Origin of the sequence: Streptomyces resistomycificus (assembly GCF_001514265.1) — a bacterium.
Lineage (GTDB): Bacteria > Actinomycetota > Actinomycetes > Streptomycetales > Streptomycetaceae > Streptomyces > Streptomyces resistomycificus.
In genome coordinates, this window is record NZ_KQ948994.1 from 316,046 (window position 1) to 341,295 (window position 25,250).

Sequence of the window (25,250 nt, forward strand, 5' to 3'; positions counted from 1 at the left end):
TCCGTGTGGCGGGGCCCTAGCTTCAGCGCCGATCGGGTGGTTCGACGTTTCGTGCGCTGTTCGATATCTCGGCCAAATTCTTGAGTGTGCTCGCCTTGCCGCGTCCTCCGGAAGGAATTCCGTATGTCCCTTCAGCAGTTCGTCCCCCGCGCAAGACGCCTGTGCAGAGCCGTCCTTGTCCGTACGGCGGTGCTCGCGACGGCCGCAGGGGCGCTGGTCGGCCTCCAGCACCAGCAGGCAACCGAACTCGGCCGGGCGGAATCGGTCGCGGTGACGTCCCGCCAGATCGCGGTGCCTTCCGCGCCGATGGGTTGGGCCTCGTGGAACACGTTCGCGGCGAAGATCGACTACAACGTGATCAAGTCGCAGGTGGACGCGTTCGTCGCGGCCGGAATGCCGGAAGCCGGGTACGAGTACATCAACCTCGACGAGGGCTGGTGGCAGGGCACCCGTGACAGCCAGGGCAACATCACCATCGACGAGGCCGAGTGGCCCGGCGGCATGAAGGCCATCGCCGACTACATCCACAGCAAGGGGCTCAAGGCCGGCATCTACACCGACGCCGGCAAGGACGGCTGCGGCTACTACTTCCCCACGGGCCGCCCGGCCGCGCCCGGCAGCGGCAGCGAGGGCCACTACGAGCAGGACATGCTCCAGTTCTCGAAGTGGGGCTTCGACTACGTCAAGGTCGACTGGTGCGGCGGCGACGTCGAGGGCCTCGACGCGAAGTCCACCTACCAGGCGATCAGTGACGCGGCAGCCAAGGCGACCGCCACCACCGGCCGCGAGCTGAAACTGTCCATCTGCAACTGGGGCAAGCAGAACCCGTGGAACTGGGGCGCCGGCATGGCGGCCCTGTGGCGCACCAACACCGACATCATCTTCCACGGCAACTCGCCGTCGTGGAACAGCATGCTCACCAACTTCGACACGAACGTGCACCCCTCGGCCCAGCACACCGGCTACTACAACGACCCGGACATGCTCATGGTCGGCCTGGACGGCTTCACCGCCGCCCAGAACCGCAGCCACATGAACCTGTGGGCCGTCTCCGGCGCCCCGCTCCTCGCCGGCAACAACCTGACCACGATGTCCACGCAGACCCGTGACATCCTCACCAACCCCGAGGTCATCGCGGTCGACCAGGACCCGCGCGGCCTCCAGGGCGTCAAGGTCGCCGAGGACGCCGGCGGACTGCAGGTCTACGGCAAGGTCCTGTCCGGCACCGGCAAGCGGGCCGTCGTCCTGCTCAACCGTACGGGCAGCGCGCAGAACATGACCGTGCGGTGGTCCGACCTCGGCCTGACCAACGCCTCCGCCACGGTCCGCAATCTCTGGACGCGCTCCAACGTGGGTAGTTTCGGCACCAGTTACACCGTCAACGTCCCCGCCAGGGACTCGGTGATGCTCACGGTCACCGGTGGCACCGAGGCCGCGAGTTCGACGTACGAGGCCGAGGCCGGCGCCAACACCAAGGGTGGCTCGGCAGTCAACGCGAGCTGTGCCAACTGCTCCGGCGGCACCAAGGTCGGCGGCGTCGGCAACGGCTCCGCCAACACTCTCCGCTTCAACAACGTGACGGTCGGCGCCACGGGCACCAAGGTCGTCGACATCGCCTACACCAACGGCAGCGACGCGGCCCGTACGGCCGTCCTCAAGGTCAACGGACAGCAGGCCACCACGGTCTCCTTCCCGCCGACAGGCTCCTGGACGACGCCGGGCACCGTCTCGGTGGAGGTCTCCCTGGCGAAGGGTTCGTCGAACACGCTGACGTTCTCCAACTCCTCTGCCTGGACACCGGACTTCGACGCCATCGAAGTCCGTCCGCTTCCCGGAGCGAACGGCGCCCGGGTGGTGGGACAGCAGTCGAACCGCTGCCTCGACATCAACAACAACACCATCACCAACGGCACCGACGCGCAGCTGTGGGACTGCCACGGCGGCGAGAACCAGTCCTGGAACAACACCTCCCGCAAGGAGCTCGTGGTCTACGGCAACAAGTGCCTGGACGCCTACAACCGCGGCACGACCAACGGCACCCGGGTCGTCATCTGGGACTGCAACGGCCAGACCAACCAGCAGTGGAACGTCAACGCGGACGGCACCATCACCAACGTGAACGGCGGCCTCTGCCTGGACTCCACGAGCGCGGGGACGGCCAACGGCACCAAGCTGGTCCTGTGGACCTGCAACGGCGGCAACAACCAGAAGTGGACTCTTTCGTAATCCGCACGGAGGCCTGAAGCGCGCGGGGCCCCGATCCGAACACGGACGGGCCCTTCAACGGACGGGCCCTCAACGGAAGGGGCACCGGAGGATTCCGGTGCCCCTTCCGGCTGTCTGTCTACATGCTCAGGAGCCCGACATGGCGTCCCCGAACATGGGGTCGTCCCCCGATTTCCCGATGCCGACGGACGACGCACCGAAGCTCACCGCGCCGGTGGCCTTGACACCTCGCGTGGAGCCGCGCAGGACCCACACCGCGCCGTCGTCGCTGTTCTCGCCGCCCGCGCCCACCGACAGATCGGCGCGGCCGTCCTTGTCGTGGTCGGCAAGGTGGATGGCGTCGCCGAACAGGTCCGACGACTCGTTGGCGCCCGGGACACCCGAGGTGCCCTGGTTGAAGGACTGGGCGCCGGTCCCCGTCAGACCGGAGGCGCCGCCCCGCAGCACCCAGACGCTGCCGGCGTGGGTCGCGGAGCCGATGGTCTCGAAGTCCGCACCGACGGCGAGGTCCGGGTAACCGTCACCGTTGACGTCGCCCGCGGCGAGCGTGCCACCGAACGAGTCGTCGGACTCGTCCGCTCCCGGCACGCCCGCGCTGTCCTGGCTGAAGACGGCGCTGCGAGTGGTGTCGACGCCCGCCGCGCCGCCGTAGAACACGGTGGCGTAGCCGCCCTTCGCCGTCTGGTCCGTGACGGAGACGAAGTCGGAGCCGACGACCAGGTCGTCGTGCCCGTCGCGGTCGAAGTCGGCCGCGGTGAGCGCGCCCGCGTACCCCGTACCCACCTCGGTCTGCAACGTGGGCCCGGTCGAGGCGCCCCGGTAGACGAAGTTGCCCGCGGAGGACCCCACCACGACGTCGGCCGCCCCGTCGTCGTCGAAGTCCCCGGCGGTCAGCTGGACCGCGCCCTTGGGATACGCGCCCGACTCGATCTGCGCGTCGAAGCGCAGCTTCCCGGCCGCGCCGCCGGACTTGGTGAAGCCGCCCTTGAAGATCCACACGTCCTTGCCGGTGGAACCGACCGCCAGATCGGCCTTCCCGTCACCGGTGAAGTCACCGACCGCGAGGGACTGGCCGAACCGGTCGTGGCCCGACGCGTTCGGGTCGCCGATCGTCGTACCGCCTGACAGGCCGGACGAGCCGCCCCACAGAATCGTCACCGAACCGCCGTCGACATCGCCGCCGACGTCCTCCAGTGGTGTGCCCACGACGAGATCGCCGTAGCCGTCCTTGTTGAGGTCGCCGTGCGCGAGTTCGGTGCCGAAACGGTCGGAGGTCTCCGAATCGCCCGGCACTCCGGAGGAACTCTGCGACGTGGTCTTGTGGCGCGCGGCGCTGATACCGCTCGACGAGCCGTAGTTGACGACCACGGCGCCCGTCTTCGCCTTGCCGCCCGCGACAGCGCCTGGTGCGCCGGTCGCCAGATCGCGGTAGCCGTCACCGTTGAAGTCGTCGGCGAGTCCCGACGCCGCGGCACTCGCGCCGCCGGGCAGCGTGATGAGCAGGCCACCGGCCAGGGCGGCCGCGACGGCGGTGGCGCCCAGGACGACGGGACGCCGGGAGCGCTTGTGGTGAGGCCGGGACATCGGATTCCTCTCAAGGGCATACGTGGGGACCCAGAGATGACCTCTGGTGGGCCTGAAGGGTTGTACGGGAACGGAGAGGTGAGGTTCTGGCGCTGACGACGTGGCCCACGGCGACGATCGGGGCAGCTCCGGGCGTGAAGTAGGCCGCATGGCCCGGGTGTTGTAGTGCCGCCGAGCCTGCGCCGCACGGCTTGTCCTCGCGCACCGCTCTCCTGCGCAGCTCGATCGAGTCGCACACCGCGCCGTTACTCATGCTCATGGAGATTCATAGGCGCTACTTGATACTGCGTCTCACCATGGTCTAGAGTTTCGGTTAGAAAGTTCGTTTCGAACGGGAGTACCCTCATGAGCAAGATCTGGTTTGTCACCGGTTCCTCGCGCGGCTTCGGCCGTCAGTTCGTCCAGGCGGCCCTCGAGCGCGGTGACAAGGTCGCAGCCACCGCCCGCAACGCCGATTCCCTCGCGGATCTGGTGGCGGCCCATGGCGAAGCGGTCCTGCCGTTGACTCTGGATGTCACCGACAAGGACGCCGCGTTCCAGGCCGTCAAGCGGGCGCACGACCACTTCGGCCGCCTGGACGTGATCGTCAACAACGCCGGCTACGGCCTGTTCGGTGCGGTCGAGGAGCTGACGGAGCAGCAGGTCCGCGACCAAATGGAGACCAACTTCTACGGCGCCCTGTGGGTCACCCAGGCCGCCCTGCCCTTCCTGCGGGCCCAGGGCAGCGGCCACATCGTGCAGATCTCCACGGTCGGCGGCGTCGTTTCCTTCCCCAACCTGGGCGGCTACAACGCCTCCAAGTGGGCTCTTGAAGGCCTGACCGAGGCCCTCGCCCAGGAGGTCGCCGGATTCGGCATCAAGGTCACCCTCGTCGAGCCCGGCGGCTTCGAAACCGACTGGGCCGGCGCCTCCGCCACCTTCGCGGGGCAGCTGTCCGCCTACGACGACCTGCGCGCTGCCGTGGCCGCCTCCTGGGGCGACGTCAAGTCCGGCGACCCCGCCGCAACCGGTCCGGCCCTGCTGAAGATCGTCGACGCCGACAACCCTCCGCTGCGCGTCTTCTTCGGCACCGCCCCCCTTCACCTCGTCCCCCAGGTCTACGCCGAGCGGCTGAAGATATGGGAGGAGTGGGCGGCGGTTTCCGCCGAGGCCGAGGGTGCCGCGGCCTGAAGCCGCGCACGGCACCTGGTGGGCAGCCCCGCTCGCGGCCCTCGAAGTCCGCTAAGGGGCCGCAGTGCACCGCCGGCTCCCTCCCCTCGGCACCTCCACCGGGGTGACGGGAGGGGGCCGCGGCGGCACCGTCTGCGCCGGAGGGGCATCACGTGACGAGCGGTCCGGTTCACCAGGTAGCCGCCCCATGGCGGTGGACGAGGTGGTGCCTTCTGATGCTCAGTATCACTTTGAGTCGCTGCTGTACCCTTTTCTCATGACCGACTCCGCCGCCAGTACCTCCGCCCAGTCCGCAGCCAAGCCCCCTGGCCTGCGGGAACGTATGCGCGCGACGGTCCGGAAGGAAGTCGTCGAGGTCGCGCTGAGGCTCTTCGTCGAGCAAGGGTTCGACCGGACAACCGTCGACCAGATCGCCGGTGAGGTGGGGCTGTCGCGCGCCAGCCTGTTCCGGTACTTCGGCACCAAGGAGGACATGGTCCTGCAGGGCCTGGAGGAGTCCGGCCGTCAGATCGCGGAGGAGTTCGCCGCCCGCCCCGAGGACGAGCGGCCCTGGGAGAGCCTGCGCCGAGCGTTCGACGTGCTGACGCGGAGCAATGAGGCAGCGCCCGAGCGGGCACTCAGCTACCTGCGCATGCTCCAGGAGACTCCGTCACTGCGAGCCCGGCACTTCGAGAAGCAGCTGCGCTGGCAGGAGATGCTGGTGCCGGAGATCGCCCGGCGGCTGGATGTCAGCCTTGACCGGCCGGAGGAGATCAGGCCGAACGCGCTGGCCGCGTCCGCGCTCGCCTGCCTGGACGCGGCCGCGACGGGCTGGGTGGCCTGTGAGGGCACCGTTCCCCTGGCCGTGCTGCTCGACCGTGCGATGGGCACCCTGACGGAATAGTCCCACCAAGGCCGCACGCCCCTGCTGCGGCCAGTGCAGGGAAAAGACGGTGACTCCCCGGAGCAGCAGGAGCTCGTGGCGAACGGCTTGGAGGGGCTCGCAGGCCTGGACGGCGTCGAGACGTTCGACTTCGGACGCGGCCCCGTTCGGCAACTCAACCGAATCGCATGATGCGTGGAGCGAAAGTGCCCTCGGGGCCGTCGGCGCGGCCGACCGACCACACCGCCGACGTGCCTGGCACCGGCGCCAGCCGCAGCAATGAGGAGTCACCTTCCCCGGCCACGGCCGGTTCGCTGTGCTCGGTGAACGACTGTCCGTCCCAGGCGAGGAAATCCGGCCCGGAGACGAACGGCGGATAGCTGCCCGGCGGGCCCCACTTCTGCGAGCGGGCGACCGAGACCCAGGCCAGCGCACCGGACGTGGCGGGCGCCAGTGAGGTGACCGAGCCGAAGTCGGTGGGCACGGTCACCCGGTTCCACGCCTGCCCGTCCCAGCGGACCAGCAGTGGCGGAATCGGCCGGCCCACCGGACCGCCGACGAACCCGGCCGTGCCGCCCGCCCACACCTCCGTCGGCGAGACCGCCAGCACGCTGCCCACGGCCGACCGCGGGAACCCGTTCACGATCGTCTGCTGCCACGCCTGCCCGTCCCAGTGCGACACGGCCGCACCCGAGTCGGTGGCGCCCGCGGCCCAGACGTCGTCGGCCGCCAGGATGTGCAGGCCGTACACGGCCCCCGGCGGCACCGGCACGTCCCGCCAGCCGTGCCCGTCCCAGCGCAGCAGCACCTGCGCACCGTCCCGCGAACCGATCAGCCAGGTCTCACCGCCGCCGGCGACGACTTTGGTCAGCACGACGCCGCGCGGCGGCCGGCTCTCGTACCAGGAGTTGCCGTCGGAGCGGAGCAGTCGGGCGCTGCCCGCCGAGTCGCGGCCGACCGCCCAGACCATGGTCGGTGAGGTCGCGGCGACGGACAGCAGGTCTCCCTGCCAGCCGATCCCCGGCAGACTCTGGCGCTGCCAGGCGGTTCCGTTCCAGCGCAGTACCAGCGGGAAGCCCGGCGCCTCGCGACCGACGGCGTCGGTGCCCACCGCCCACGCCTGGTCCGACCCGAACGCGACGGCCTCGTTGAGCCCGGCTTGCGGTCGCACCTGTGCCGGTACCGGAACGTGTTGCCAGGACAGGGTCTGCGCCGTGGCCGGGGTCATGATGGTCACGATGGTCATGGCGACAGCGAGCGCCGCGACGACAAGTCTGCGTGCCATGGTCAGCCTCCCAGCCGCTCGCTCATCAGGTTCGGCCCCGAGCCGTAGATCTCGACGGTCCCGAAGGACAGCAGTGCGGATCCGGCCTTCGCCAGCGCACGCGGTTTGACGTCGATCGCGTTCGTGCGCTCCGGGCCGTAGGAGAAGGCGGTGCGGGAGCCGTCCACCCGTGCGTACTTCGACTGGAACGCGCGGTCGCTGCGCACAGGCAGCCACAGCGTGCCGTCAGGACCTCGCACCATGGCTTCCGTGTGGGTGTCGCCCAGCGGTGGGTGGGTGGTGCGCCAGGCGTGCCCGTTCCAGGTCATCAGGTAGGTGCGGGCCACGCCGTCGGTGTACTGGCTGCCGCCGATCGTGACGCGGCCGGACCGTTCGAGGATGACCGTGTGCACGTTGGCGTTCGACGGCAGTGGCACCTTCGCGTCCCGCCACACCGTGCCGTCCCAGCGCAGGACGGTGGTCCCGGTGCTGGTGTCAGCCCAGGCCCAGGCGTCGGCCGCGGTACGCGCGGTGATCCCCATCAGGTACAGCACGCCGTCCGGGGTGGACTGTGTGGTCCAGCCGGAACCGTCGTAGCGCAACACCTTCAGTCCGGTGTCGTCCTCACCGACCACCCACGCGGCACCCGCTACCGCGGCGAAGTCCTGATGGACCCAGAGGGTCTGCGGAAGCGGGACGGCACTCCACCCTCCTCCCGCCGACCGGCGCAGGATCTCACCCAGCCCTACGCGGTTGTGGAAGATCCACACCTCCTCGCCGACGAACTGCACCTTGCCGAGCCACCCCAGCTCACCGGCGCCGGGGAAGGTGGTGTCCCGGCTCCACGCCCTGCCGTCCCACCGGTACAGCATCGGCCGCAGTCCATCGGTGGCGTGCTCGTACCCGGTCGCCCACGCCTCGCCCGGCCCGCGGGCGGCGAGATCGGACACGGTCACCGGAGGGGCCGCCGCGGGTACCGGCAGCGCGGACCAACTCGGCGTCACAGCCGCGGCCGGCGACACCAGCGTGGCACAGACGATCACAAGGCAGACGACGACCGCACGGAGACCGTTCACGAGACCCCCCAGGGCGCGAAGGTCGCACACGCTATGGGCGTTCACCCACCCGTGAACAGACGGCATTCGGCCGATCGCGGGTCCCTCTGGAGGCACATCGCATCGTGGGACTCCTGGAGCCACGATCGCGGTTCGTCGTCCAGGTCGGAGTTCCAGTGGGCCAGGTGTCCGGTGAGGTGGGCGCCGCCACGCTCAACTCGCCGCTCTCGAACAGCTCCTACCGGGCGACGGGTCTGAGCCGCATGGACTTTCCGGAGTCGTTGTCGGTGAGGTTTCTCCCCCGCGGGGGCAGGGAGCGACGGCGGGAGTCGTGGGGGATCAGTGGGTCGCCGGTGAGGCCCACTCGACGAACTGGACGATCACGCCGTTGGGGGTCGGTGATCTGGAAGAGGCGTTCGCCCCAGGGCTCCTCCCGCAGCGGCACCGGTCGACCAGGAGGGCGCGCCCGCGTGCCACCGCACCGGCCTTCACGCGGGCCAGATGACGACCACTCCCAGCACCCCGATAGTCTCTGCCCTTCCGGCGATGGAGACCGGCGGTGGGGGACAGTCGACGGGGGACAGGTGATGGTGGAGGCTGGGTCGGCGGGACCTTCGGGACCCTGGTCCCGAGGGATTCCATGCGGCGTCCTCTTCGGGGGCCTGGCCTCCGTGGTCTGCGTCGTCACCATCGGGAGGGTCTGGGCTGCGTGTGACGTCGGCGTCAACGCGGCGGCCGACAGCATGACTTTGCTGCTTCTCGCCCCTCTCATATGGATCGCCGTGGCCGTTTCCTGGGTCGTCCTGTACGGCACCCTGGGAAGGCGCCACCGACGCGCAGCGCTGACCGCAGGCCTCGTCCTCACCGTGTACGTCACATGGTTCCTGGTGACGTGGCTTGGCGTGGTGGACTCCTACCCTGCGGCTCGATGCCCGGGACACGTCCCGCCCTGGTGGCCGAGTTTCGTCCCCACCTGACCGATTGCCGTGCGCGCAGAGGGCGGCAGCATGGGCCGTAGCCCCCTTTCTGACGGTTTTTCACCGATCCTTCAACTGGCGCTGACGCGGTGGTGGTTGGTGCGCAACAGGCGACCCCGGCATGGCTGTCGAAGGCGAGGCAGGCTCACCCGCGGACGCCTCCACCAGCACTTCCCCAGCAGCCGTCCGCACGTACAGCACTGACCGTCCGGCCCGCCACCGCTCCACCAGCCCCGCGTCCAGCAGAACCCGAAGATGCCCGCCCACCGACCCCAGGCTCTGCCCGGTCAGGGCGACGAGCTGGGTCGTGCTCACGGGAGTCCCCAGCAGTACCAGCAGCCCGGCCCGTGCGGTCCCGATGAGCGCACCGAGCCCGGCCGGGACGGCCCGACGGTCGTGGTCCTCGGCGAGTACCCCGAGGCACGGGTAGACGACGGCGTACCGCTCCTTCCCCTCCCACGACACCCAACTGGTCTTCGGCGTCACCGGCATGAACAGCAGATCGGCCCCGGCGGCGATCTCCCGCGGCGGATACGCGTTCACGTTGACCTGGAACCGGCTCTCCCCGAGCCACCGCGTGCCGGGCTTCAGCGAGTCCAGGACGGCTGCCCAGCCGCCCTGGTTCACCCGCGAGGTCCGCGCGTTCATGTCGGCCTCCAGGATGCGCCGCCGACGCTCCCAGTACGGCCGCACGGTCTCCTCCCAGACATACGTCAGAAGTGTGGTAGCCCGCTCGGGCAGGTCGTCCCGCTCCAGAGCGGCAGGGAGCGGGCCCTTGAGGCACACACGGAGGTTGGCCCGCGCCTCTTCCGCTCCGGTCGCCCGCACCCGGGCCACGGTCTCCTCGAAGCTCTCGCCCTCGCACGAGGTGGGGCAGAAGAAGTCGGCGATCCAGGACGAGCCGATGGCTATCTGCACGAGGCGCGCGACCACCACGTCGGCTGCCAGGTGCGCGCGGTAGCCAGGCAGGTGCGCGCGCAGCCAGGTCTCCTCGCCCGGATGGGCTCCGCTCCCCGCGTGCAGCAGTCTCAGGCTCGCGAAGGTCTCGGCGAACGGCGAGAGCACGAAGCGGCTGCGGGCGAGGGTGTCGGTGTCGATCCGCCAGAGGCCCATGCGTACGACCTTTCGTGTGTCGGCGAAACAGTACACACGGCGTCGAGCCGGCCCGAGACTCCGGCGCATGCGCAGCTACCGAACCCTGTTCCGCACCCCGGAGTTCACTCCGTACCTGCTTTCCTTCGCCGCTTTCGCCGCGGCTCAGACGATCGGCGGCCTGGCCCTGGCCACGCTGGTCTTCCGGGCCACGGGCTCCCCGCTCCTGTCGGCGGTGAGCATGTTCGGTCCGCAGCTGGCGCAGTTACTGGGGGGCGCGTTCCTGCTCTCGGGCGCCGACCGCCTGCCCCCGCGCGCGGCCCTGTCCGGCCTGGCCGTCGCCTTCGCGGCCGGTACGGCGGTACTGGCGCTGCCCGGCCTACCGGTCTGGGCGGTCTTCACCGTCGTCCTCCTACAGGGTCTGGTCGCGTCGCTGGGCGGGGGAGTGCGAGGCGGGCTGTTGAACGAGATCCTCTCCAAGGACGGCTATGTCCTGGGCCGTTCGATGTCCAACATGATCTGGGGCCTGGTGCAGATGGCGGGCTTCGCGACGGGCGGCGCGCTGCTGACGTTCCTGTCCCCGCGGATGTGCCTGCTCCTGGCGGCGGCGCTGTACGCGTTGTCGGCCCTCGTCACCCGCCTGGGCCTCACCGCGCGCCAGCCGCGCTCCGCCGGCCGCCCGTCCCTCTCGGCGACCTGGCGCACCAACGCCCTCCTGTGGTCCTCACGCCCCCGCCGCCTGGCGTACCTGGGCCTGTGGGTCCCCAACGGCCTGGTGGTCGGCGGCGATTCCCTCTACGTCTCCTACGCCCCCTCAGCCGCAGGCACGCTGTACGCGTGCGGGGCAGTGGGCATGTTCGCGGGCGACATGCTGGTGGGCCGCCTGGTACCGCCGGCGCTGCGCCCCCGTCTCGCGACCCCGCTGCGCCTGCTGCTGGCGGCTCCCTACCTGTTCTTCGTCCTCCAGCCGGGCGTGGCGCTGTCTGCCGTGGCCGTCACCGTCGCCTCCGTCGGTTTCGCCGCCAGCCTGGTCCTGCAGGAACGTCTGATGTCCCTGACCCCCGACGACCTCGCGGGCCAGGCCCTCGGCCTGCACGCGACCGGCATGGCGGCCATGCAGGGCATCGGCGCTGTCCTCGCGGGCACGCTGGCCCAACTGACCTCCCCGGCCCAGGCGATGACGATGATGGCGGCCGGATCGGTCACCGTAACCCTGATCCTCGCGGCGCTGGGCAGACACGAGGAACGACAGGCGGCCGTCCCCGCTACGCATTAATGTTCACCGGAGTCGCCAGGGGGAGCTCGCAGCCTGACCGGCACCACGGAGGCCCTTGGCGGGTCGGCTGCAGTCGACGATGCAGCACGAAGCGTCACGCGCCCGTTCTACGTATACGCCGTGCTCGCCAACACGCTGTTCCAGCGCGGCGTGTTCGTCCTCTTCCTTTGTCAGCGCGGCTTCTCCGTCGGGCAAGTGGCCCGCATCCTGAAACAGACCATCTCGCGCAACGTCCTGCCCGATGGCGGAGGCGCTGCTGGACGTACGTGCTCAATCTGCGGTCAGGGCATCGACGAGACTCACAGCTGGGCAGCCAAGTATCTCTGTCAGCACCCGACGTTGGCGCTTTGTCAGAGAGGCCAAGAAGACCGCCGCGTCGGCATTGGTCTGCTCACAGAGCGCAGCTGCTTCACGAACCTTGCCGTAGCTCAGGAGCGTCCGCGAGGAATAGGGCAGGGCCATTTTCTCGGCCCCTCCGCCCGAGACGCCACGCCGTTGCACGATGCGACCCACAACCCGTGCACCGCGCCTGGTCATCTCCTGAGCCGCCGTGTCCATCAACGCGGCAAAGTCCTTCTGCTTGCCGGAGAAACAGCCGACGATCACCACATCAGCACCCTCGACCGCCAAGGCCGGAACCTGGAGCCGGGTCCGCACCAGCCCCATGCGGCGAACTGGTCGCCGGTCGCGCCTCCGATCCTGATGCATGACCTACAGGCTAGATGCGCTGCCCCGTCTGTGGCGACACGGAAAATCTCTCCGGGAAGGCCGGCGTGACCGCCAGCTGGTCGGGGAGGTCGGTGAGCTGCTCGATGCGGGGGACCGTCTCGTCTGCTGTCGGCGATGGTCCACCGGTGACGAAGTCGATGCCTCGGTCCAGCCAGATGCCGGTGAGTCCGGCGAGGGCGGCTGCGTTCACGTCGCTTTCCAGCATGTCGCCCACGTTGATCGCCTGCGCGGGGTCCGTCCGCATCCGCCGGCAGGCGGTGGCGTAGGCGGCGGGCTTGGCCGCACCGAGGTCGGTCGGGGTCAGGACGGCTTCGAAGTATTCGAGGAGGCCGAAGCGGGCGAGCTTGGCGCGCTGCTGTTCAGGGTCCCCGTTGGTGAGGACGGCGAGACGCGGCCCGTGCGGCAGATGTTTCAGGGCCTCCAGGCAGGGCTTGACATCGGGATAGCACCGCCAGGACTCCTCGAACACGGTGAGGTAGTGCTCGGTGATCCAGGCGTCCAGAAGGCCGGGGCTTTCAGGAATCGGCTCGCCCAGCATCGGCAGGAAGGAACGGAGTCTGCGCCGGTGGTGCTCAGCGAATGAGCACTGACCGGCCAGGTATTCCCGCATGTGGCGCGCCTCCAGCGTCCACCACAGCGTCGCCAGCTCCTCCGGTGGAGCCGTCGCGTTCGGCGCGGCCTGAATGATCTGGCCGATCGTTTCCCAGACTGCGCTTCGGTGATCGACCAGGGTGCCGTCCAGATCGAAGAAGATCACATCTGCCATGGGGGGATCATCCCGTGGCACTGGGAGTAATTGTCAAGATCTCTCTGTCGGGACGCCACGCGTACAACTCCGCTCAGCAGCACGGCACTTCGCCGAACACATCTCGCAGACGCCAGGACGCCCCAGATTCACGACCACGGCCTTCGAACTGGTTTCCCTGTCTCGCCTTGAGGTCTGCGGAGACGGTGGAGCGGCCTACGCCGCACACCTGTGCGCGAGCGGAGTGTGGGGGACCCCGGCTAGGGCAGGGTGGAACAGCCCGCGCGGGGCCCGGGACTGCGTCACAACTTGCCCAACCGGTACGGACCTTCGCCTGTAGCTGCCAGGTTGCCTGCCATGATCGTCGTCATGGGGATACGCATCGCACCGGCCGGAGTGACCGACTTCCACGAGGTCCTGACTGATCACTCCCGTTACTGGGGCGAACGGGATCTTCGGTCGCTGCACCTTCTGGCCCTGGTGCAGGAGTTCGGTTCCACCTGCTTGGTTGCCCGGGCAGAGGACGGTATCCGCGGGTACATCTTCGGGTTCGTCACCCCGGACGGCATCGGGTACGTGCATCTGATCGCCACGCGGGACGATGCCCGTGGCACCGGTCTCGGGCGTTGTCTGTACAGGGCGTTCGCTGAAGCAGCGGAACGTCACGGTGCACGGAAGTTGAAGGCGATCACGTCAGTCGAGAACACCGGCTCGATCGCCTTCCATCGCAGCCTCGGCTTCGACACGGAGATCGTCGACGACTACAACGGCCCCGGCCGGGCCATGGCCGTCTTCCACCGAGATCTGCCGCTCAACGTCACGCGGCCCTGACCCACCAACCGTCACCGGTATTCGCTCTCCGGGTCGTTGGTCGTGGGGTGACCTTGGTTCGTGGCGCGGGACAGGGGTCGCGGGCCGGGACCATACGCCGTCGATCAGCTGTCGCCGGGCCACCTCAGCGGGCGGCCGGGCTTCTTGCCCTCGGCAACAACGGCTCCAGCAACGCCCATTGCCCATTGCTCATCCGTCAGATCTCCACGTGCCACATGCCGGCAACCGCAAGAAGCGCGGGTCCAGCGGTGGCCGGCCACCGAAGTTCGACCCAGAGGACTACTAGGTCCGGCACGCGGTCGAGTGCGGCACCAATCGCCCCGAGAGACATCGAGCTGTGGCTACCAGGTACGCCAAACTCGCGGTCCGCTACGGGCTACCGTCCTCGTCGCCCTCATCAACGACTGGTGGTGAGGTACTCGTCCGACGACAACTCGAACACCCGTACTTGCCGACCGCAGGTGGGACTGACGGTCTCACGGACCGGTTGCATCCCCAGTTTGGTCATGACCCGTTCGGAGGCGGCGTTGCCCACTTGAGCGATGCTGACGATCCGCTCCAGCCCTCGCTCTTCGAACCCGAACCGTACAGCGGCCGCAGCGGCCTCGGTGGCCAAACCCTGCCCCCAGTGGGAACGTCCCAACCGCCAGCCGACCTCGACCGCCGGCAGTACCTCCGGCAAGAAGTGGGGCACGGAAAGTCCGGTGAACCCGGCCAGCTCGCCAGTGGACCTGATCTCCACCGCGAACAGGCCGAAGCCCTCTGACTCCCACTCGCTCTCCCATGCCTGGATCCCACCGCGAGTCTGCTGTTCGTCACGGACGCTGCCATCACGGATCCACCGCATGACCTCGGGGTCGGCATTGACGGCAGCCATGGGCGCAATGTCCTCCTCGCGCCAGCGACGCAGGATCAAACGGGGAGTCTCAAGCGTGACCATCCAATCATTCTGGATCACAAACAGGTTCTCCGTCATCCTCACCAGGCATCTTCGATACACGCCCGTTCACCCAGGCGCGCACGCTCTCGGAGCTGATGCCGACTCCCCGGCGGCGTCGTGGGCGTACGGACCGAGGGGCGTGGCACCTGGCACCACCGCAGCCCAGCGGGCACGGACCCGCTGAGCGCGGCGCACCATCGCGCCCGGAACACCACCCACCTCTGGTTGTTCACGAGTCGGATCGAGCTCAGCAAGGCACCGGATCGTCGGAGGCGGACAGCGGTTCTGCGGTCTTCGGGACGAGGGCGCGGACGGAGGGGGTGGCGACCATGGCGAGGGTGGCGAGGAGGATGAGTGCGGCTGCCGCGTAGAGGGTGGCATGGAGGCCGAGGAGGAGTACGGCGGGTCCGGTGGCGAACTGGGCGAGCGGGAGCGCGAGGTAGGAGCCGAGGTCGTCGTAGGCGTAGACGCGGGCAAGGCGGTCCTCGGGGATCTGCTCGTTGAGGGTCGAGTACCAGGCGACACCGGCCTGCTCGACGCCCACGCCCGTCACGAAGTTGGCCACGACGAGAACCCAGGTGTAGGGGGCGAGCGCGAGCAGCAGCGGGGTCATCGCCGTCAGGCTCATGAGCGCGCAGCCGACCAGGATCGCGCGCCGGGGCCGCCATCTCAGCGACAGTACGCCGCCGGCGACCGCGCCGAGCGAGCCCGCGGCGAGGGCAAGGCCCCAGCCGGTGCGGCCGATCCCGGTGGTGTCGGCGACGGCCGGGCCGAGGACGGTGAACGAGGCGGTGCCGCCGGCGTTGAGGAAGCAGAAGGCCACCACGATCACCCACACCCAGCTTCGGGAGGTGAACTCCTGCCAGCCGACGCGCAGTTCATGCACCACGCCTGGGCTGGGCGCGGGCGGCGCGGCCTGGACGCGGACCAGCGCGAAGGACGCGGCGGCGAGCGCGAAGCTGAGCGCGTCGACGGCCAGGCCCCAGCCGGGGCCGACCGCGGCGACCAGTAGGCCGCCCAGCGAAGCACCCACGATCATCGCGCTGCTGCCCGCGATCCGGGAGAGCGCGAGGGCGGCGCGGCGGGACTCGGCCGGCACGGTCTGGGGGAGCAGGGCCTGGGCGGCGGGCTGGTAGCAGGAGCTCGACGCCCCGTTGACCGCGGCGAGCACCATGAGCAGGGGGATGGCGGCGCTGTGAGTGAGGATCAGGGCGGCGATCACCGCCTGGCTCGCGGCGCTGACCATGCTGCTGCCGACCAGCAGCGGGCCGCGCGGCAGCCGGTCCGCCAACACCCCGCCGAACAGCAGGAAGAGGATGCTGGTGAGGGAGTGGGCGCCGACCACCAACCCGAGCGAACCGACCGAGCCAGTGGCGTCGAGCACGCCGAAGGCCAGGGCGATCGGCGCCACCCCGTTGCCGAGCAGGTTGGCCGTCGTACCGATGAAGAGGTGACGGAACGGGCGGTGGCGCAGAGGCGCCAGGGCGGCACACATGCGCCTGATCGTTGGGGCTGGGCGGCGCGCCCGTCAACGGGATATAGGACCGGCAACGCCGGGCCAGGCGCGCGGCTTCCCCCTCATGGCACCCTGGCTGATGCCTTCGCCGACGCCTTCGTCAGTGCTACTTGACGCTTGGCCCGTCACCGTGTGAGGCGGATAGGGTCGTCAACCAGTCGCGCACGAGGCCGGTTGGCACATTGGGGGGAGACGGAGCATGCCTACGCCTGAGCAGATCTGGTCAGACGCGGACCTTCCCGCCCGTCGGCTCGCGGGGCTGGCCCTCAACCCGTCCGCTCCAGAGAGCATCCTGCTGCGGTTGCTCGCCGACGCTCCGCTTGCCGTACGGATGGTGCTGTGCCGGGACCGGATCCTGCCCGACGCCGTCGTCGACGCGGTGATCGAGCACCCCGACGCCTACACCCGCAGCTTCTTCGCCCGTAACCCCCATGTCGATCCGGCCCAGCGAGTTCGGTTGCTGGACGACCCCGAATGGTTCGTCCGTGCCCACCTCGCCGGGGGACCCCGGTGGGCCGCCCCGGCGCAGCCCAGGCCCCTGCCAGACGAGGCCGTCGTCCATATGATCAGCACGTACGAGGGCGAACTCTTGGGTGGGTACGGCTTTTACCAGCAGATCTCCACCACGTTGCGCCGCTCCATGCCCACGCATCCGGTCCCGAAGGTTCGTTGTTGGGGCGTCAACCAGTGGGCGTCACTGTCCGCCGACACGCGGGCCGCACTGCTCACGGATCCCGATGACGAGGTCCGGGAGACGGCGCGGCGACACGCGCGCCGACAGGATCCGGCGTGGGTGGAAAGCGCGCTCCCTGACCGGCCGTGCCACGCCCGCAACGACATGCTGCTCCATCACGCCCTCAGCAGAGCTGTAGTGGACGGTGTCCTCGAGAGTCCCGTCGGCGAGGAGGACAAGGCGATGATCGCCGTCAACCCCTCCCTTCCTCCCGACGTTGTGGTTCTGTTGGCCGTGGATCCGGACCCGGAGATACGGGGCCTGATCGCGCACCGCGCGGACCTCGGACCTGCCGAGCGCCACGCGCTCGTCGCCGATCCGAACCCGGACGTGCGCACGAGGGTCGCGCACCGCGCGGACCTCGGGGCTGCGGAGCGCCGCGCGCTCGCGACGGACCCCGCCCCGCAGGTCCGGCTGGCCGTGTCCGTCCACCCCGCACTGAGCGAGGAGGAACGGGCCCGGATCGACTACGAAGCCCCCATGGACCATGTCTTCGTCTTCCATCGCCCGCCCGAGGTCCCGCAGGATCCGAAGACGGTCCGCCGGAAGGCGCTCTCCAGCCACCCACTCCTGCGTCGGCAGGCAGCCAGGGATCACCTGCTGCCACCGGACCTCGTCGCACGCCTGGCGGCCGACGACGACCTCGGCGTACGCGTCCTGCTGGCCCAGCATCATCCAGACGCCCCCGCGCCACTTCTGCTGCGCAGCTTCCTCGAGTACACCGGCCCCGAGCGCAGCCACCTCACCACCCGGCCGAACTTCCCGACCGGCGGACTGGCCGCCTTCGCCGACCACGAGGACCCTGAGGTCCGGGCCTTGGCCGCATGCGACCTCGAAACCGAGCCGGCAGCCGTGGAGCGGCTCACCCTGGACCCGGACCCTGCCGTGAGGGCCGCGGCGACGCGCCACCCGAAGCTTCCGCAGTCTCGGCTGGCACAGCTCCTCGACGACGAGGAGTTGGCCCATGCCGCGGCTGCGAACCCGGCGCTGAGTCAGGAAACGATCCGCGGGCTGGTGATGGCGGAGGGCCAACGGGCAAGGCCGCCGGCGTAGAAGAAGCCTGCTGGTGGCCTCGCGCTGGAACCAGCAACCCCGGCGTCCAACCAGCGGCCGGCAACCCCCGCAGGCCCTCCCGAGGCGGCTGCCTCCCCGGCTGGCAACAGACGCCGGGCGAACCGTGCCTACCTACGCAGGCGCGGGGCCCGCTCCACTGTCAGGAACCGGCCGACCAGACCGCCGTCGAAGGCACCGCTGCAGCCGCGGCCGAGTCCCGCGGGCTTCGGTCGCGAGGACTACACACATCGACGACCCGTCGGAAGAGGCCTGTTCCACCTGGTCGGCCAACTCAACGACGACGACAACACGTTCGTCGGTGTCCAGCCCGACGAGGACGACCCAGCCTCGGACGGATCGCCTACGGCCCCGTCATCCGGCTGGCCGCCCGCAACTTTCCGGGACGGCCACATGGAATGTCCTGACGCGGACCACAGTGGAGGTCCAGCCGTTTTATGGTTACGTTGTATCCATAAATACGCAGCGGAGTCCAGGGGCGGTTTCCTTCCGCCGCCCAACCGGTAGGAGCTCAGGGAAACGGCGCACGCCACACGGATCGACCTCGGGGGTTGGGACCTTCAGGACGCCGAACTGCTGGCCGACGTGGATACCCTGCCGGCCACCAGCCGGCTCTCCGAGCGGCAGTGGGCGGGCCTGCCCTCACGGTACGGAACGAAGGGTGCCGTCGAAGCGGTGATGCTGGCCGGTCACTACTTCATGCTTGCCGGACTCCTCAACAGCACGGACACGCAGATCGAGCCGGGCCTGGAGGCGCGGATCCGTTCGGCTGAAGTTGCCTCGCCGCTGAGCGGGATCGCCGTTTCCGGCCACGACGATCGGCCCGTGGTGCGGCGGCCGCCCGGCTTCCCGCGGCGGGACGCCGTACCCGAGCGGCGCCAAGGACAGCCGGACGTGTGATCTTCGGTCCGACAGACAGCGTGCTCGCGAACGAGTGATCCGCCTGAACCGTGTATGTCGGCCGCTGTCCCAGGGGCGTGGACGAGCGTCCCTGCACCGGCGCGACACGGCGCGCCGACCACACCGGGGTGCCGCCCGCCAGGATCGGCGTCGGCGACATCGACCTGTTCCGACGCGCACCCCGTGACCTGCCAGGGTCAGCGCCCGGCCGCATCGCCGCACACCTGAGACTCTCTGAGCCTGGCCTGCTCCAGACCGTCGAGGAGCAGCTCCAGGCCGAACCGGAACTCCTCTTGGAGCGGTACGGAGGTGAGGTCGTCGGCTGCGGCCGTCGTGGCCGGGTGGGTGGCCGGGTCCAGGGCACGGTAGTAGCCCCGCAGGCGCACCTGGTCCTCGGGGCGGGGTGTGCCGGGGCCGTACTGCTGGATGGCGAAGCCCGTCACGTAGTGTCCGAGCGCGGTGTAGGCGCGGGCTGCCAGCCGGACCGAGAACCCGTGGCTCAGGAACAGCGTGAGCAGCCGTTCCCTGGCGCGCAGGCCGTTGGGGCCGACAGGAACCTGAGCCGACAGCAGAGGAACCGCTCGGGGGTGTCGGCGCAAGGTGTCGTGGAAAGCCTCCGCGGCGACTGTCGCGGCCTCCCGCCAGGACTTGCCTGCCGATTCGGCAGGAGGGACGCGGACCTCGCCCAGGATTCTGTCGGCGACCAGAACGAGAAGTTCGTCCTTGCCGTTGAAGTGCCGGTAGAGCGTCGCCGTACCCGAGTCGAGGGCGTCGGCGAGCATCCGCAGTGTCAGCGCCTGGGCCCCGACCTCATCGATGAGTTTCAACGCCGTCTCGATGATCCGGTCGACGTCCATCGGGGGACGCCCGCGCCGATAGGCGGGAGTCGGCGGCCGGCTCGCCCACCAGTCAGGACTACCGGGGACGGGTGGTGTCGCCGAAGCCATGAGACGGTCACCCTTTCAGCGGCCGATGCGGCACTGAGCGCGCCGGAAATCCATTTTCGGCCTCATCGTATCCGTTATCGGGGGCGGCGACATCGCCACCGTGGGACGACAGCGGAGCGCGGATCACGGGTACATGGCGTGGCGCGGCGCCACGCCATGTACCCGTAGGCCTCCGCCCGGCTGCGAGTACTCGTAGGCCTCCGCCCGGCTCCGATGTCACACCGGTCCCGGTGCCGTCATCCAGCGCCACTGGGTGAACTGTTCCAGGCTGGCTGTGCCGCCGATGCGGGAGCCGTTTCCGGAGATGCCCATGCCTCCGAACGGGGCGTTCGCGGCGTCTTTGGCGGAGACGTCGTTGATGTGGGCCATGCCGGTGCGCAGCCGCTCTGCGACAGCGGTCGCCCTCGGTACGGAGCCGGAGTGCACGGCAGCCGTCAGACCGTACGCGGTGTCGTTGGCGATCTCGATGGCCTCCGCCTCGGTGTGAAAGGGGATGACCGGGGCGACGGGACCGAAGATCTCCTCGGTGAAGGCGGGCATGGTCCGGTCGACGTGGTCCAGGACGGTGGGCGGGTAGAAGAGGCCGTCGCGCCGGCCGCCCGTGAGCACCCGCGCCCCGGCGGCGACGCTCGCGTCGACGATGCGCTCGATCCTGGTGGCCTGCCGTTCGCTGATGACCGGGCCGACGCTGACGCCCTCCTCGCGGGGGTCGCCGACGCGCATGGTCCGCGCGTGCCCGACCAGCGCGTCGGTGTACGCCTCGACCAGGTCGGCGTGGACCAGGTGCCGGCCGGCTGCGACGCACGCCTGTCCCTGGTAGCCGAAGGTGCTCATGGCTCCGGCCAGGGCTGCCGCCTCCACGTCCGCGTCCTCGAGCACGACGAGAGGGTTCTTGCCGCCGAGTTCCAGGGAGACCCGCTTCAGCCCCTCGCCTGCCACACGGGCCACGGCGCGTCCGGCCTCGGTGGAGCCGGTGAACGCGACCATGGCGACGTGGGGATCCGCCGCGACCGCCTGCCCGGTCTCCGCGCCGCCGGGCAAGACATGCAGCACTCCCTCGGGCAGCCCGGCGTCCTCGAAGAGCCGCGCGACGAGGACACCCCCGGAGACGGGGGTGAGCGGGTCGGGTTTGAGCAGCACGGTGTTGCCCAGCGCGAGGGCGGGCGCCAGTGCGCGCACCGCGAACAGGAGCGGCGCGTTCCAGGGGTTGATGACACCGACGACGCCGAGCGGGACCCGCCACGCGAGACTGGCTCCACCGGGGACCTGAGGGGCCAGGACCTCACCCCGGGGCAGGGACGCGAGTCCGACGGCGTGCGTCAGTTGGGCCAGGGCGGCGTTGATCTCGTAGTCGCCCTTGGCGGGGACGCCGGCCGACTCACGGACGATCCAGTCGCGGAAAGTATCGCTGTGCTCACGCAGGGCGGCGGACGCACGCAGCAGGACCTCGACGCGATCGGAAGGAGCTGCCGCGGCCCAGTCCCCGGCGGCCCGGGCGGCCCGTGCGCCGGCCCGGGCGACGTCCGCGGGGGAGGCGACGCCGATGTCGGCCAGCACGTGCCCCGTGGCAGGTTCGATCACCTGGCGCGTGCCACCGTGGGGCTCGCGCCAGCCCGCGCTGTAGATCTTCCCGGCCCACTCGTCCTGATCCGGCCACCTCGTGCCGCTGCCAGCCATGGGTGCCGCCTCCGTCCGGGGGCGGTGTCGCCGTCCTGCCAGCCGTCCTGCCACGAGGACCCATACCCGCCCATCTGTCACTCTTGTGTCTAGTGTCGTAATAAGTGAAGGTGCGGCGCACCTCGGGTTCAGGGCGCTCGCGGAGAGACGGCCCCAGGGCGTGAGTGAGGCGAGATGACGTCATGATCCGATCCGCGTCCGCGCGGGACGAGGGCCCTCCGAGCGATTGGTCGCAGGAACAGGTCGACGAGGCGGCCACCGCCAGGGTCGTCGTCGATGGCCATGGTGTCGTGACGGCGTGGAACGAGGGGGCCCGGCGACTGCTCGGATACCGGGCCTCCGAGGTGGTCGGCCGGAACGGGTCCGTGCTGCTCGCGGACGCCGCTCACACGCACGTGCTGGACTCGTTGACCGGTCTGCCTAGGTGGAGCGGGACGGCCACGCTGCTGCACCGGGACGGTCACCGGCTCACCGTTGGGCTGCTGGCCCATCACCGGGAGAACGACGGGGACGACGACTGGCTGCTGGTGTCAGCCGTGTCGAAGCCGGCCCCGACTCCCGAGGACGATTCGTTCGTGCGGCGCAGCTTCGCCCAGGCTCCCTACACGATGGCCCTGTACGACACCGGACTGCGGTTGCGCTGGGCGAACGCCGACATGGAACGTGTGATGGGCCTGTCCGAGAAGGAGATGCGCGGCCTGCGCGTTACGGAGATCGTCCTCGACCCGGAGAGCGAACGGACCGAGGAGGGCATGCGAACCGCGCTGGAGACCGGCCGCCTTCAGGAGCTCGGAGCCGCACTGCACCTCGCCGGCCACGAGCGGGAGAGCGTGTGGTCGGTGTCCCTCGTCCCGGTGCGGAACTCTGACGGGCGGAGCGAAGGAGTCCTGCTGTCGGCGCACGACGTGACGGAGCAGTACCTCGCACGGCAGCGACTGGTCCTGGTCAACGACGCCAGCGTGCGGATCGGCAGCACCCTGGACCTGCCCCGCACCGCTCAGGAACTCGCCGACGTGGCGGTCCCGCGGTTCGCGGACTTCGTGACGGTGGATCTCCTGCCGGCGATCGAGGGGGGTGAGGATCCGCCGCAGGGCGCTCCGTCCGGTCCGGTGATGCTGCGCAGGGTCGCCTCTCAGTCGGTGCTAGAGGGCTGTCCCGAAACGGTGGTGCCGCACGGGACGGTGGCCGCCTACCCGGAGGGTTCCACCGCCGCGGACTGTCTGGCCTCGGGACGGCCGCTCATCGAGCACGTCACGCCCGCCGTCCTGGAGAATCTCGACCGGACCGCCCCGCAACGGGCCGATCGGATGCGGCAGTTCGGGTTCCACTCGGTGCTGGCGGTACCCATGCGCGCCCGTGGCCTCACCCTGGGAGTGGCCACGTTCTCCCGCCACCGACACCCCAAGCGTTTCGAGCAGGACGACCTGCTGCTGGGCCAGGAGATCACCGCCCGCGCCGCCGTGTGCATCGACAACGCCCGGCGCTACACCCGCGAGCGCGACACCTCTCTCACGTTGCAGAGCAGCCTGCTTCCGCAACGTCTTCCCGAGCAGGCGGCCCTGGATGTCGCCTCCCGCTATCTGCCCGCCAGCGCGCAAGCCGGTGTCGGCGGCGACTGGTTCGACGTCATCCCACTGTCCGGCGCCCGGGTCGCCCTGGTCGTCGGTGACGTCGTGGGACACGGCATCCAGGCCTCGGCGACCATGGGACGGCTACGCACCGCCGTACGCACACTGGCCGATGTCGACCTGCCTCCCGACGAGCTGCTGACCCACCTCGACGACCTCGTCAACCACTTGGCCGGCGGGGAGGACAGCATGGCCCTGCTCGACGGCGACATCGGCGCCACCTGCCTGTACGCCGTCTACGACCCGGTCTCCCGCCGCTGCACGATTGCCAGGGCCGGCCACCCCGTGCCCGCCCTGGTGGCACCTGACGGCACCGTCGAGTTCCTCGAGGTCCCGGCAGGTCCGCCCCTCGGCCTGGGTGGCCTGCCCTTCGAGTCGACCGAGCTGGAGCTGACCGAGGGCAGCCTGCTCGTGCTCTTCACGGACGGTCTCGTGGAGGCCCGCGGCCGTGACATCGACGAAGGGATCGACGCCATGCGCGAGGTGCTGCGCCGACCCGCTCAGGGCCTGGAGGCCATCTGTGACGCCCTGTTGCGCACCATGCTCGTGGATCGCCCTTCCGACGATGTGGCTCTCCTCGTCGCCCGCACCCGCGCCCTCGACGCCTCCCGCGTGGCAACCTGGCAGCTGCCACCCGACCCCGCCGCGGTCGCCGGGGCACGCAAGGCCGCTAGCCGGCAACTGTCCGAATGGGGCCTGGACGATGCCGTGTTCGTCACCGAGTTGGTCGTCAGTGAACTGGTCACCAACGCCATCCGGTACGGCCGGCCTCCCATCGAGCTCAGACTGATCTACGACCGCACCCTCATCTGCGAGGTTTCCGACGGCAGCGCGACCGCGCCCCACCTGAGGCGGGCCCGCACCTTCGACGAAGGCGGACGCGGGTTGCTCCTCGTCGCTCAACTCACCCAAGGCTGGGGCACCCGTCACATCACCAACGGCAAGATCATTTGGGCCGAGCAGTCTCTTCCCGTCGACTGAGGCCCAACCGACGAACGGAGCAGCGAGGTTGGTGTCGTCAGGGCTCTGCGTCAGGACAGGGCGAGGACGCAGAACTCGTGGCCCTCCGGGTCGGCCATGCACCTCCACGGGACGTCGCCCTGGCCGAGGTCCAGGTCGGTGGCACCGAGGTCCCGCAACCGGGCCACCTCCGCTGCCTGATCGTCACCGGGGTACGGCAGCAGGTCGAGATGGACGCGGTCCGGCACGCTCTTCACGCCGGTGCGGAGGAACTCGAGATATGGTCCGACGCCCTTGGCGGAGCGCCACACCGCGTGATCGTCGGTCACCTCGTGCAGGGTCCAGTCCATCGCCTCGTCCCAGAACCGGGCCATGGCCCGCGGATCCTCGCAGTCGACCACCACCCGGGCGATAGGCCCGGTGTCCCGGTAGGTCTCCCGAGGCTCCAGCACGCAGAACTCGTTGCCTTCCGGGTCGGCGAGGACCGTCCACGGCACGTCGCCCTGGCCCACGTGGACGGGCGTCGCACCGAGTGCCCGGAGGCGTGCGACCAGCTCCGCCTGATGGGTCGCCGAGGTGGTGGCGAGATCGAGATGCACACGGTTCTTCGTTGACGTCTTGGGTTCCGGGACGGTTACGACGTCGATGCAGACGGCGACCGGGTCCGGCCACACGAAGCCGCCGACGGGTTCGACGTTGGTCACGCCGGGTCCCTCGCTGGAAACACCCCAGCCGAGCGCCTCCGCCCAGAACCGGCCGACCGCCGAGTCGTCAAGGGCCTTTATGTTCACCTGAACAGGTCGCAGTGCCATACCGGCGATCCTATGTGCCGACGCTGCAACGACATCCGCAGGTGCCGTCACCGAACAGAGAGTCTTCGCCACCTTCGAACATGCAGGCCGGAGGCTCTGGCGTGGCGCTCGCTCGGGATACTCATGCTGATCTCGGGCGGGAGTCTGCGGTCTTGATCATCCGTCATGTCATCGGTCGAGACTGTCCCATCCGGGTCATTGAACCAGCCCAGCCAGCCGGGTTGTTGATGTCAAACAGCCGCTCGCGGCGGCGCC

Annotated in this window: 19 protein-coding genes and 2 pseudogenes; 9 read left to right on the forward strand and 12 right to left on the reverse strand. The window is 69.7% G+C overall.

Annotated features, from left to right (window positions below; genetic code table 11):
* Positions 1–123: 123 nt before the first annotated feature.
* On the forward strand, positions 124–2,226 hold the full coding sequence (locus AQJ84_RS24330) for an alpha-galactosidase D (RefSeq protein WP_030037891.1): 2,103 nt from the start codon (positions 124–126) through the stop codon (positions 2,224–2,226).
* A gap of 126 nt (positions 2,227–2,352) precedes the next feature.
* Here AQJ84_RS24330 and AQJ84_RS24335 read toward each other — a convergent pair whose 3' ends face one another.
* On the reverse strand, positions 2,353–3,810 hold the full coding sequence (locus AQJ84_RS24335; protein ID WP_030037890.1) for an FG-GAP-like repeat-containing protein: 1,458 nt from the start codon (positions 3,808–3,810) through the stop codon (positions 2,353–2,355).
* Between the two features lie 345 nt (positions 3,811–4,155).
* Here AQJ84_RS24335 and AQJ84_RS24340 point away from each other — a divergent pair, with 345 nt between their 5' ends.
* Together AQJ84_RS24340 and AQJ84_RS24345 are read left to right on the forward strand one after the other, a co-directional pair.
* Entirely contained in the window at positions 4,156–4,980 is an 825-nt protein-coding gene (locus AQJ84_RS24340) for an SDR family oxidoreductase (RefSeq protein ID WP_030037889.1), read from the forward strand.
* 256 nt (positions 4,981–5,236) lie between these two features.
* A complete protein-coding gene (locus tag AQJ84_RS24345) occupies positions 5,237–5,863 on the forward strand; it encodes a TetR/AcrR family transcriptional regulator (RefSeq protein ID WP_030037888.1) in 627 nt (208 codons plus the stop codon).
* A gap of 154 nt (positions 5,864–6,017) precedes the next feature.
* On the opposite strand, the gene AQJ84_RS24350 is transcribed toward AQJ84_RS24345, so the two are convergent.
* From AQJ84_RS24350 to AQJ84_RS24365, 4 genes and pseudogenes are all read right to left on the reverse strand, one after another.
* On the reverse strand, positions 6,018–7,127 hold the full coding sequence (locus AQJ84_RS24350) for a beta propeller repeat protein (RefSeq protein WP_030037887.1): 1,110 nt from the start codon (positions 7,125–7,127) through the stop codon (positions 6,018–6,020).
* A gap of 2 nt (positions 7,128–7,129) precedes the next feature.
* On the reverse strand, positions 7,130–8,182 hold the full coding sequence (locus AQJ84_RS24355) for a hypothetical protein (protein ID WP_053191073.1): 1,053 nt from the start codon (positions 8,180–8,182) through the stop codon (positions 7,130–7,132).
* 318 nt (positions 8,183–8,500) lie between these two features.
* A pseudogene (locus AQJ84_RS44310) lies at positions 8,501–8,606 on the reverse strand (VOC family protein); the annotation flags it as partial.
* A gap of 592 nt (positions 8,607–9,198) precedes the next feature.
* Entirely contained in the window at positions 9,199–10,251 is a 1,053-nt protein-coding gene (locus tag AQJ84_RS24365) for an ArsR/SmtB family transcription factor (RefSeq protein WP_051869490.1), read from the reverse strand.
* A gap of 67 nt (positions 10,252–10,318) precedes the next feature.
* Between AQJ84_RS24365 and AQJ84_RS24370 the strand changes: the two genes are divergently transcribed.
* A complete protein-coding gene (locus AQJ84_RS24370) occupies positions 10,319–11,506 on the forward strand; it encodes an MFS transporter (RefSeq protein ID WP_037802027.1) in 1,188 nt (395 codons plus the stop codon).
* 33 nt (positions 11,507–11,539) lie between these two features.
* Positions 11,540–11,728: pseudogene (locus AQJ84_RS45135) on the forward strand (MFS transporter); the annotation flags it as partial.
* A gap of 48 nt (positions 11,729–11,776) precedes the next feature.
* Here AQJ84_RS45135 and AQJ84_RS24375 read toward each other — a convergent pair.
* Positions 11,777–12,214, reverse strand: coding sequence for a hypothetical protein (locus tag AQJ84_RS24375; RefSeq protein WP_225877104.1), 438 nt, complete (start codon positions 12,212–12,214; stop codon positions 11,777–11,779).
* Positions 12,215–12,224: 10 nt separating this feature from the next.
* Positions 12,225–13,001 carry an HAD family hydrolase gene (locus AQJ84_RS24380; protein WP_053191056.1) on the reverse strand — a complete coding sequence of 259 codons (777 nt, stop codon included), beginning with the start codon at positions 12,999–13,001 and terminating at the stop codon, positions 12,225–12,227.
* A gap of 336 nt (positions 13,002–13,337) precedes the next feature.
* Here AQJ84_RS24380 and AQJ84_RS24385 point away from each other — a divergent pair, with 336 nt between their 5' ends.
* A complete protein-coding gene (locus AQJ84_RS24385) occupies positions 13,338–13,811 on the forward strand; it encodes a GNAT family N-acetyltransferase (protein WP_030037880.1) in 474 nt (157 codons plus the stop codon).
* Between the two features lie 397 nt (positions 13,812–14,208).
* Here the strand turns inward: AQJ84_RS24385 and AQJ84_RS24390 are convergent, their stop codons facing one another.
* Entirely contained in the window at positions 14,209–14,751 is a 543-nt protein-coding gene (locus tag AQJ84_RS24390) for a GNAT family N-acetyltransferase (protein WP_030037879.1), read from the reverse strand.
* Between the two features lie 247 nt (positions 14,752–14,998).
* Positions 14,999–16,246 (reverse strand): MFS transporter, encoded by a 1,248-nt coding sequence (locus AQJ84_RS24395; RefSeq protein WP_030037878.1) that lies wholly within the window; start codon positions 16,244–16,246, stop codon positions 14,999–15,001.
* 220 nt (positions 16,247–16,466) lie between these two features.
* Here AQJ84_RS24395 and AQJ84_RS24400 point away from each other — a divergent pair, with 220 nt between their 5' ends.
* Together AQJ84_RS24400 and AQJ84_RS24405 are read left to right on the forward strand one after the other, a co-directional pair.
* Positions 16,467–18,053 (forward strand): hypothetical protein, encoded by a 1,587-nt coding sequence (locus AQJ84_RS24400; RefSeq protein ID WP_030037877.1) that lies wholly within the window; start codon positions 16,467–16,469, stop codon positions 18,051–18,053.
* Between the two features lie 603 nt (positions 18,054–18,656).
* Positions 18,657–18,971, forward strand: coding sequence for a hypothetical protein (locus AQJ84_RS24405; RefSeq protein WP_030037876.1), 315 nt, complete (start codon positions 18,657–18,659; stop codon positions 18,969–18,971).
* Between the two features lie 197 nt (positions 18,972–19,168).
* On the opposite strand, the gene AQJ84_RS24410 is transcribed toward AQJ84_RS24405, so the two are convergent.
* Both AQJ84_RS24410 and AQJ84_RS24415 read right to left on the reverse strand, forming a co-directional pair.
* Positions 19,169–19,828, reverse strand: a complete 660-nt coding sequence (locus AQJ84_RS24410) for a TetR/AcrR family transcriptional regulator (protein ID WP_030037875.1) — start codon at positions 19,826–19,828, stop codon at positions 19,169–19,171.
* Positions 19,829–20,134: 306 nt separating this feature from the next.
* Positions 20,135–21,595 carry an aldehyde dehydrogenase family protein gene (locus AQJ84_RS24415; RefSeq protein ID WP_030037874.1) on the reverse strand — a complete coding sequence of 487 codons (1,461 nt, stop codon included), beginning with the start codon at positions 21,593–21,595 and terminating at the stop codon, positions 20,135–20,137.
* A 182-nt stretch (positions 21,596–21,777) separates the two neighbouring features.
* Here AQJ84_RS24415 and AQJ84_RS24420 point away from each other — a divergent pair, with 182 nt between their 5' ends.
* Entirely contained in the window at positions 21,778–24,204 is a 2,427-nt protein-coding gene (locus AQJ84_RS24420) for a SpoIIE family protein phosphatase (RefSeq protein ID WP_030037873.1), read from the forward strand.
* A gap of 50 nt (positions 24,205–24,254) precedes the next feature.
* Here AQJ84_RS24420 and AQJ84_RS24425 read toward each other — a convergent pair whose 3' ends face one another.
* Entirely contained in the window at positions 24,255–24,995 is a 741-nt protein-coding gene (locus AQJ84_RS24425; RefSeq protein ID WP_030037872.1) for a VOC family protein, read from the reverse strand.
* Positions 24,996–25,250: the final 255 nt, after the last annotated feature.

Bases quoted from the DNA above. Each gene is read 5' to 3' on its own strand.
- AQJ84_RS24330 (WP_030037891.1), top strand. From the start codon at position 124: ATGTCCCTTCAGCAGTTCGTCCCCCGCGCAAGACGCCTGTGCAGAGCC.
- AQJ84_RS24335 (WP_030037890.1), bottom strand. From the start codon at position 3,810: ATGTCCCGGCCTCACCACAAGCGCTCCCGGCGTCCCGTCGTCCTGGGC.
- AQJ84_RS24340 (WP_030037889.1), top strand. From the start codon at position 4,156: ATGAGCAAGATCTGGTTTGTCACCGGTTCCTCGCGCGGCTTCGGCCGT.
- AQJ84_RS24345 (WP_030037888.1), top strand. From the start codon at position 5,237: ATGACCGACTCCGCCGCCAGTACCTCCGCCCAGTCCGCAGCCAAGCCC.
- AQJ84_RS24350 (WP_030037887.1), bottom strand. From the start codon at position 7,127: ATGGCACGCAGACTTGTCGTCGCGGCGCTCGCTGTCGCCATGACCATC.
- AQJ84_RS24365 (WP_051869490.1), bottom strand. From the start codon at position 10,251: ATGGGCCTCTGGCGGATCGACACCGACACCCTCGCCCGCAGCCGCTTC.
- AQJ84_RS24370 (WP_037802027.1), top strand. From the start codon at position 10,319: ATGCGCAGCTACCGAACCCTGTTCCGCACCCCGGAGTTCACTCCGTAC.
- AQJ84_RS24375 (WP_225877104.1), bottom strand. From the start codon at position 12,214: ATGCATCAGGATCGGAGGCGCGACCGGCGACCAGTTCGCCGCATGGGG.
- AQJ84_RS24380 (WP_053191056.1), bottom strand. From the start codon at position 13,001: ATGGCAGATGTGATCTTCTTCGATCTGGACGGCACCCTGGTCGATCAC.
- AQJ84_RS24385 (WP_030037880.1), top strand. From the start codon at position 13,338: ATGATCGTCGTCATGGGGATACGCATCGCACCGGCCGGAGTGACCGAC.
- AQJ84_RS24390 (WP_030037879.1), bottom strand. From the start codon at position 14,751: ATGGTCACGCTTGAGACTCCCCGTTTGATCCTGCGTCGCTGGCGCGAG.
- AQJ84_RS24395 (WP_030037878.1), bottom strand. From the start codon at position 16,246: ATGTGTGCCGCCCTGGCGCCTCTGCGCCACCGCCCGTTCCGTCACCTC.
- AQJ84_RS24400 (WP_030037877.1), top strand. From the start codon at position 16,467: ATGCCTACGCCTGAGCAGATCTGGTCAGACGCGGACCTTCCCGCCCGT.
- AQJ84_RS24410 (WP_030037875.1), bottom strand. From the start codon at position 19,828: ATGGACGTCGACCGGATCATCGAGACGGCGTTGAAACTCATCGATGAG.
- AQJ84_RS24415 (WP_030037874.1), bottom strand. From the start codon at position 21,595: ATGGCTGGCAGCGGCACGAGGTGGCCGGATCAGGACGAGTGGGCCGGG.
- AQJ84_RS24420 (WP_030037873.1), top strand. From the start codon at position 21,778: ATGATCCGATCCGCGTCCGCGCGGGACGAGGGCCCTCCGAGCGATTGG.
- AQJ84_RS24425 (WP_030037872.1), bottom strand. From the start codon at position 24,995: ATGGCACTGCGACCTGTTCAGGTGAACATAAAGGCCCTTGACGACTCG.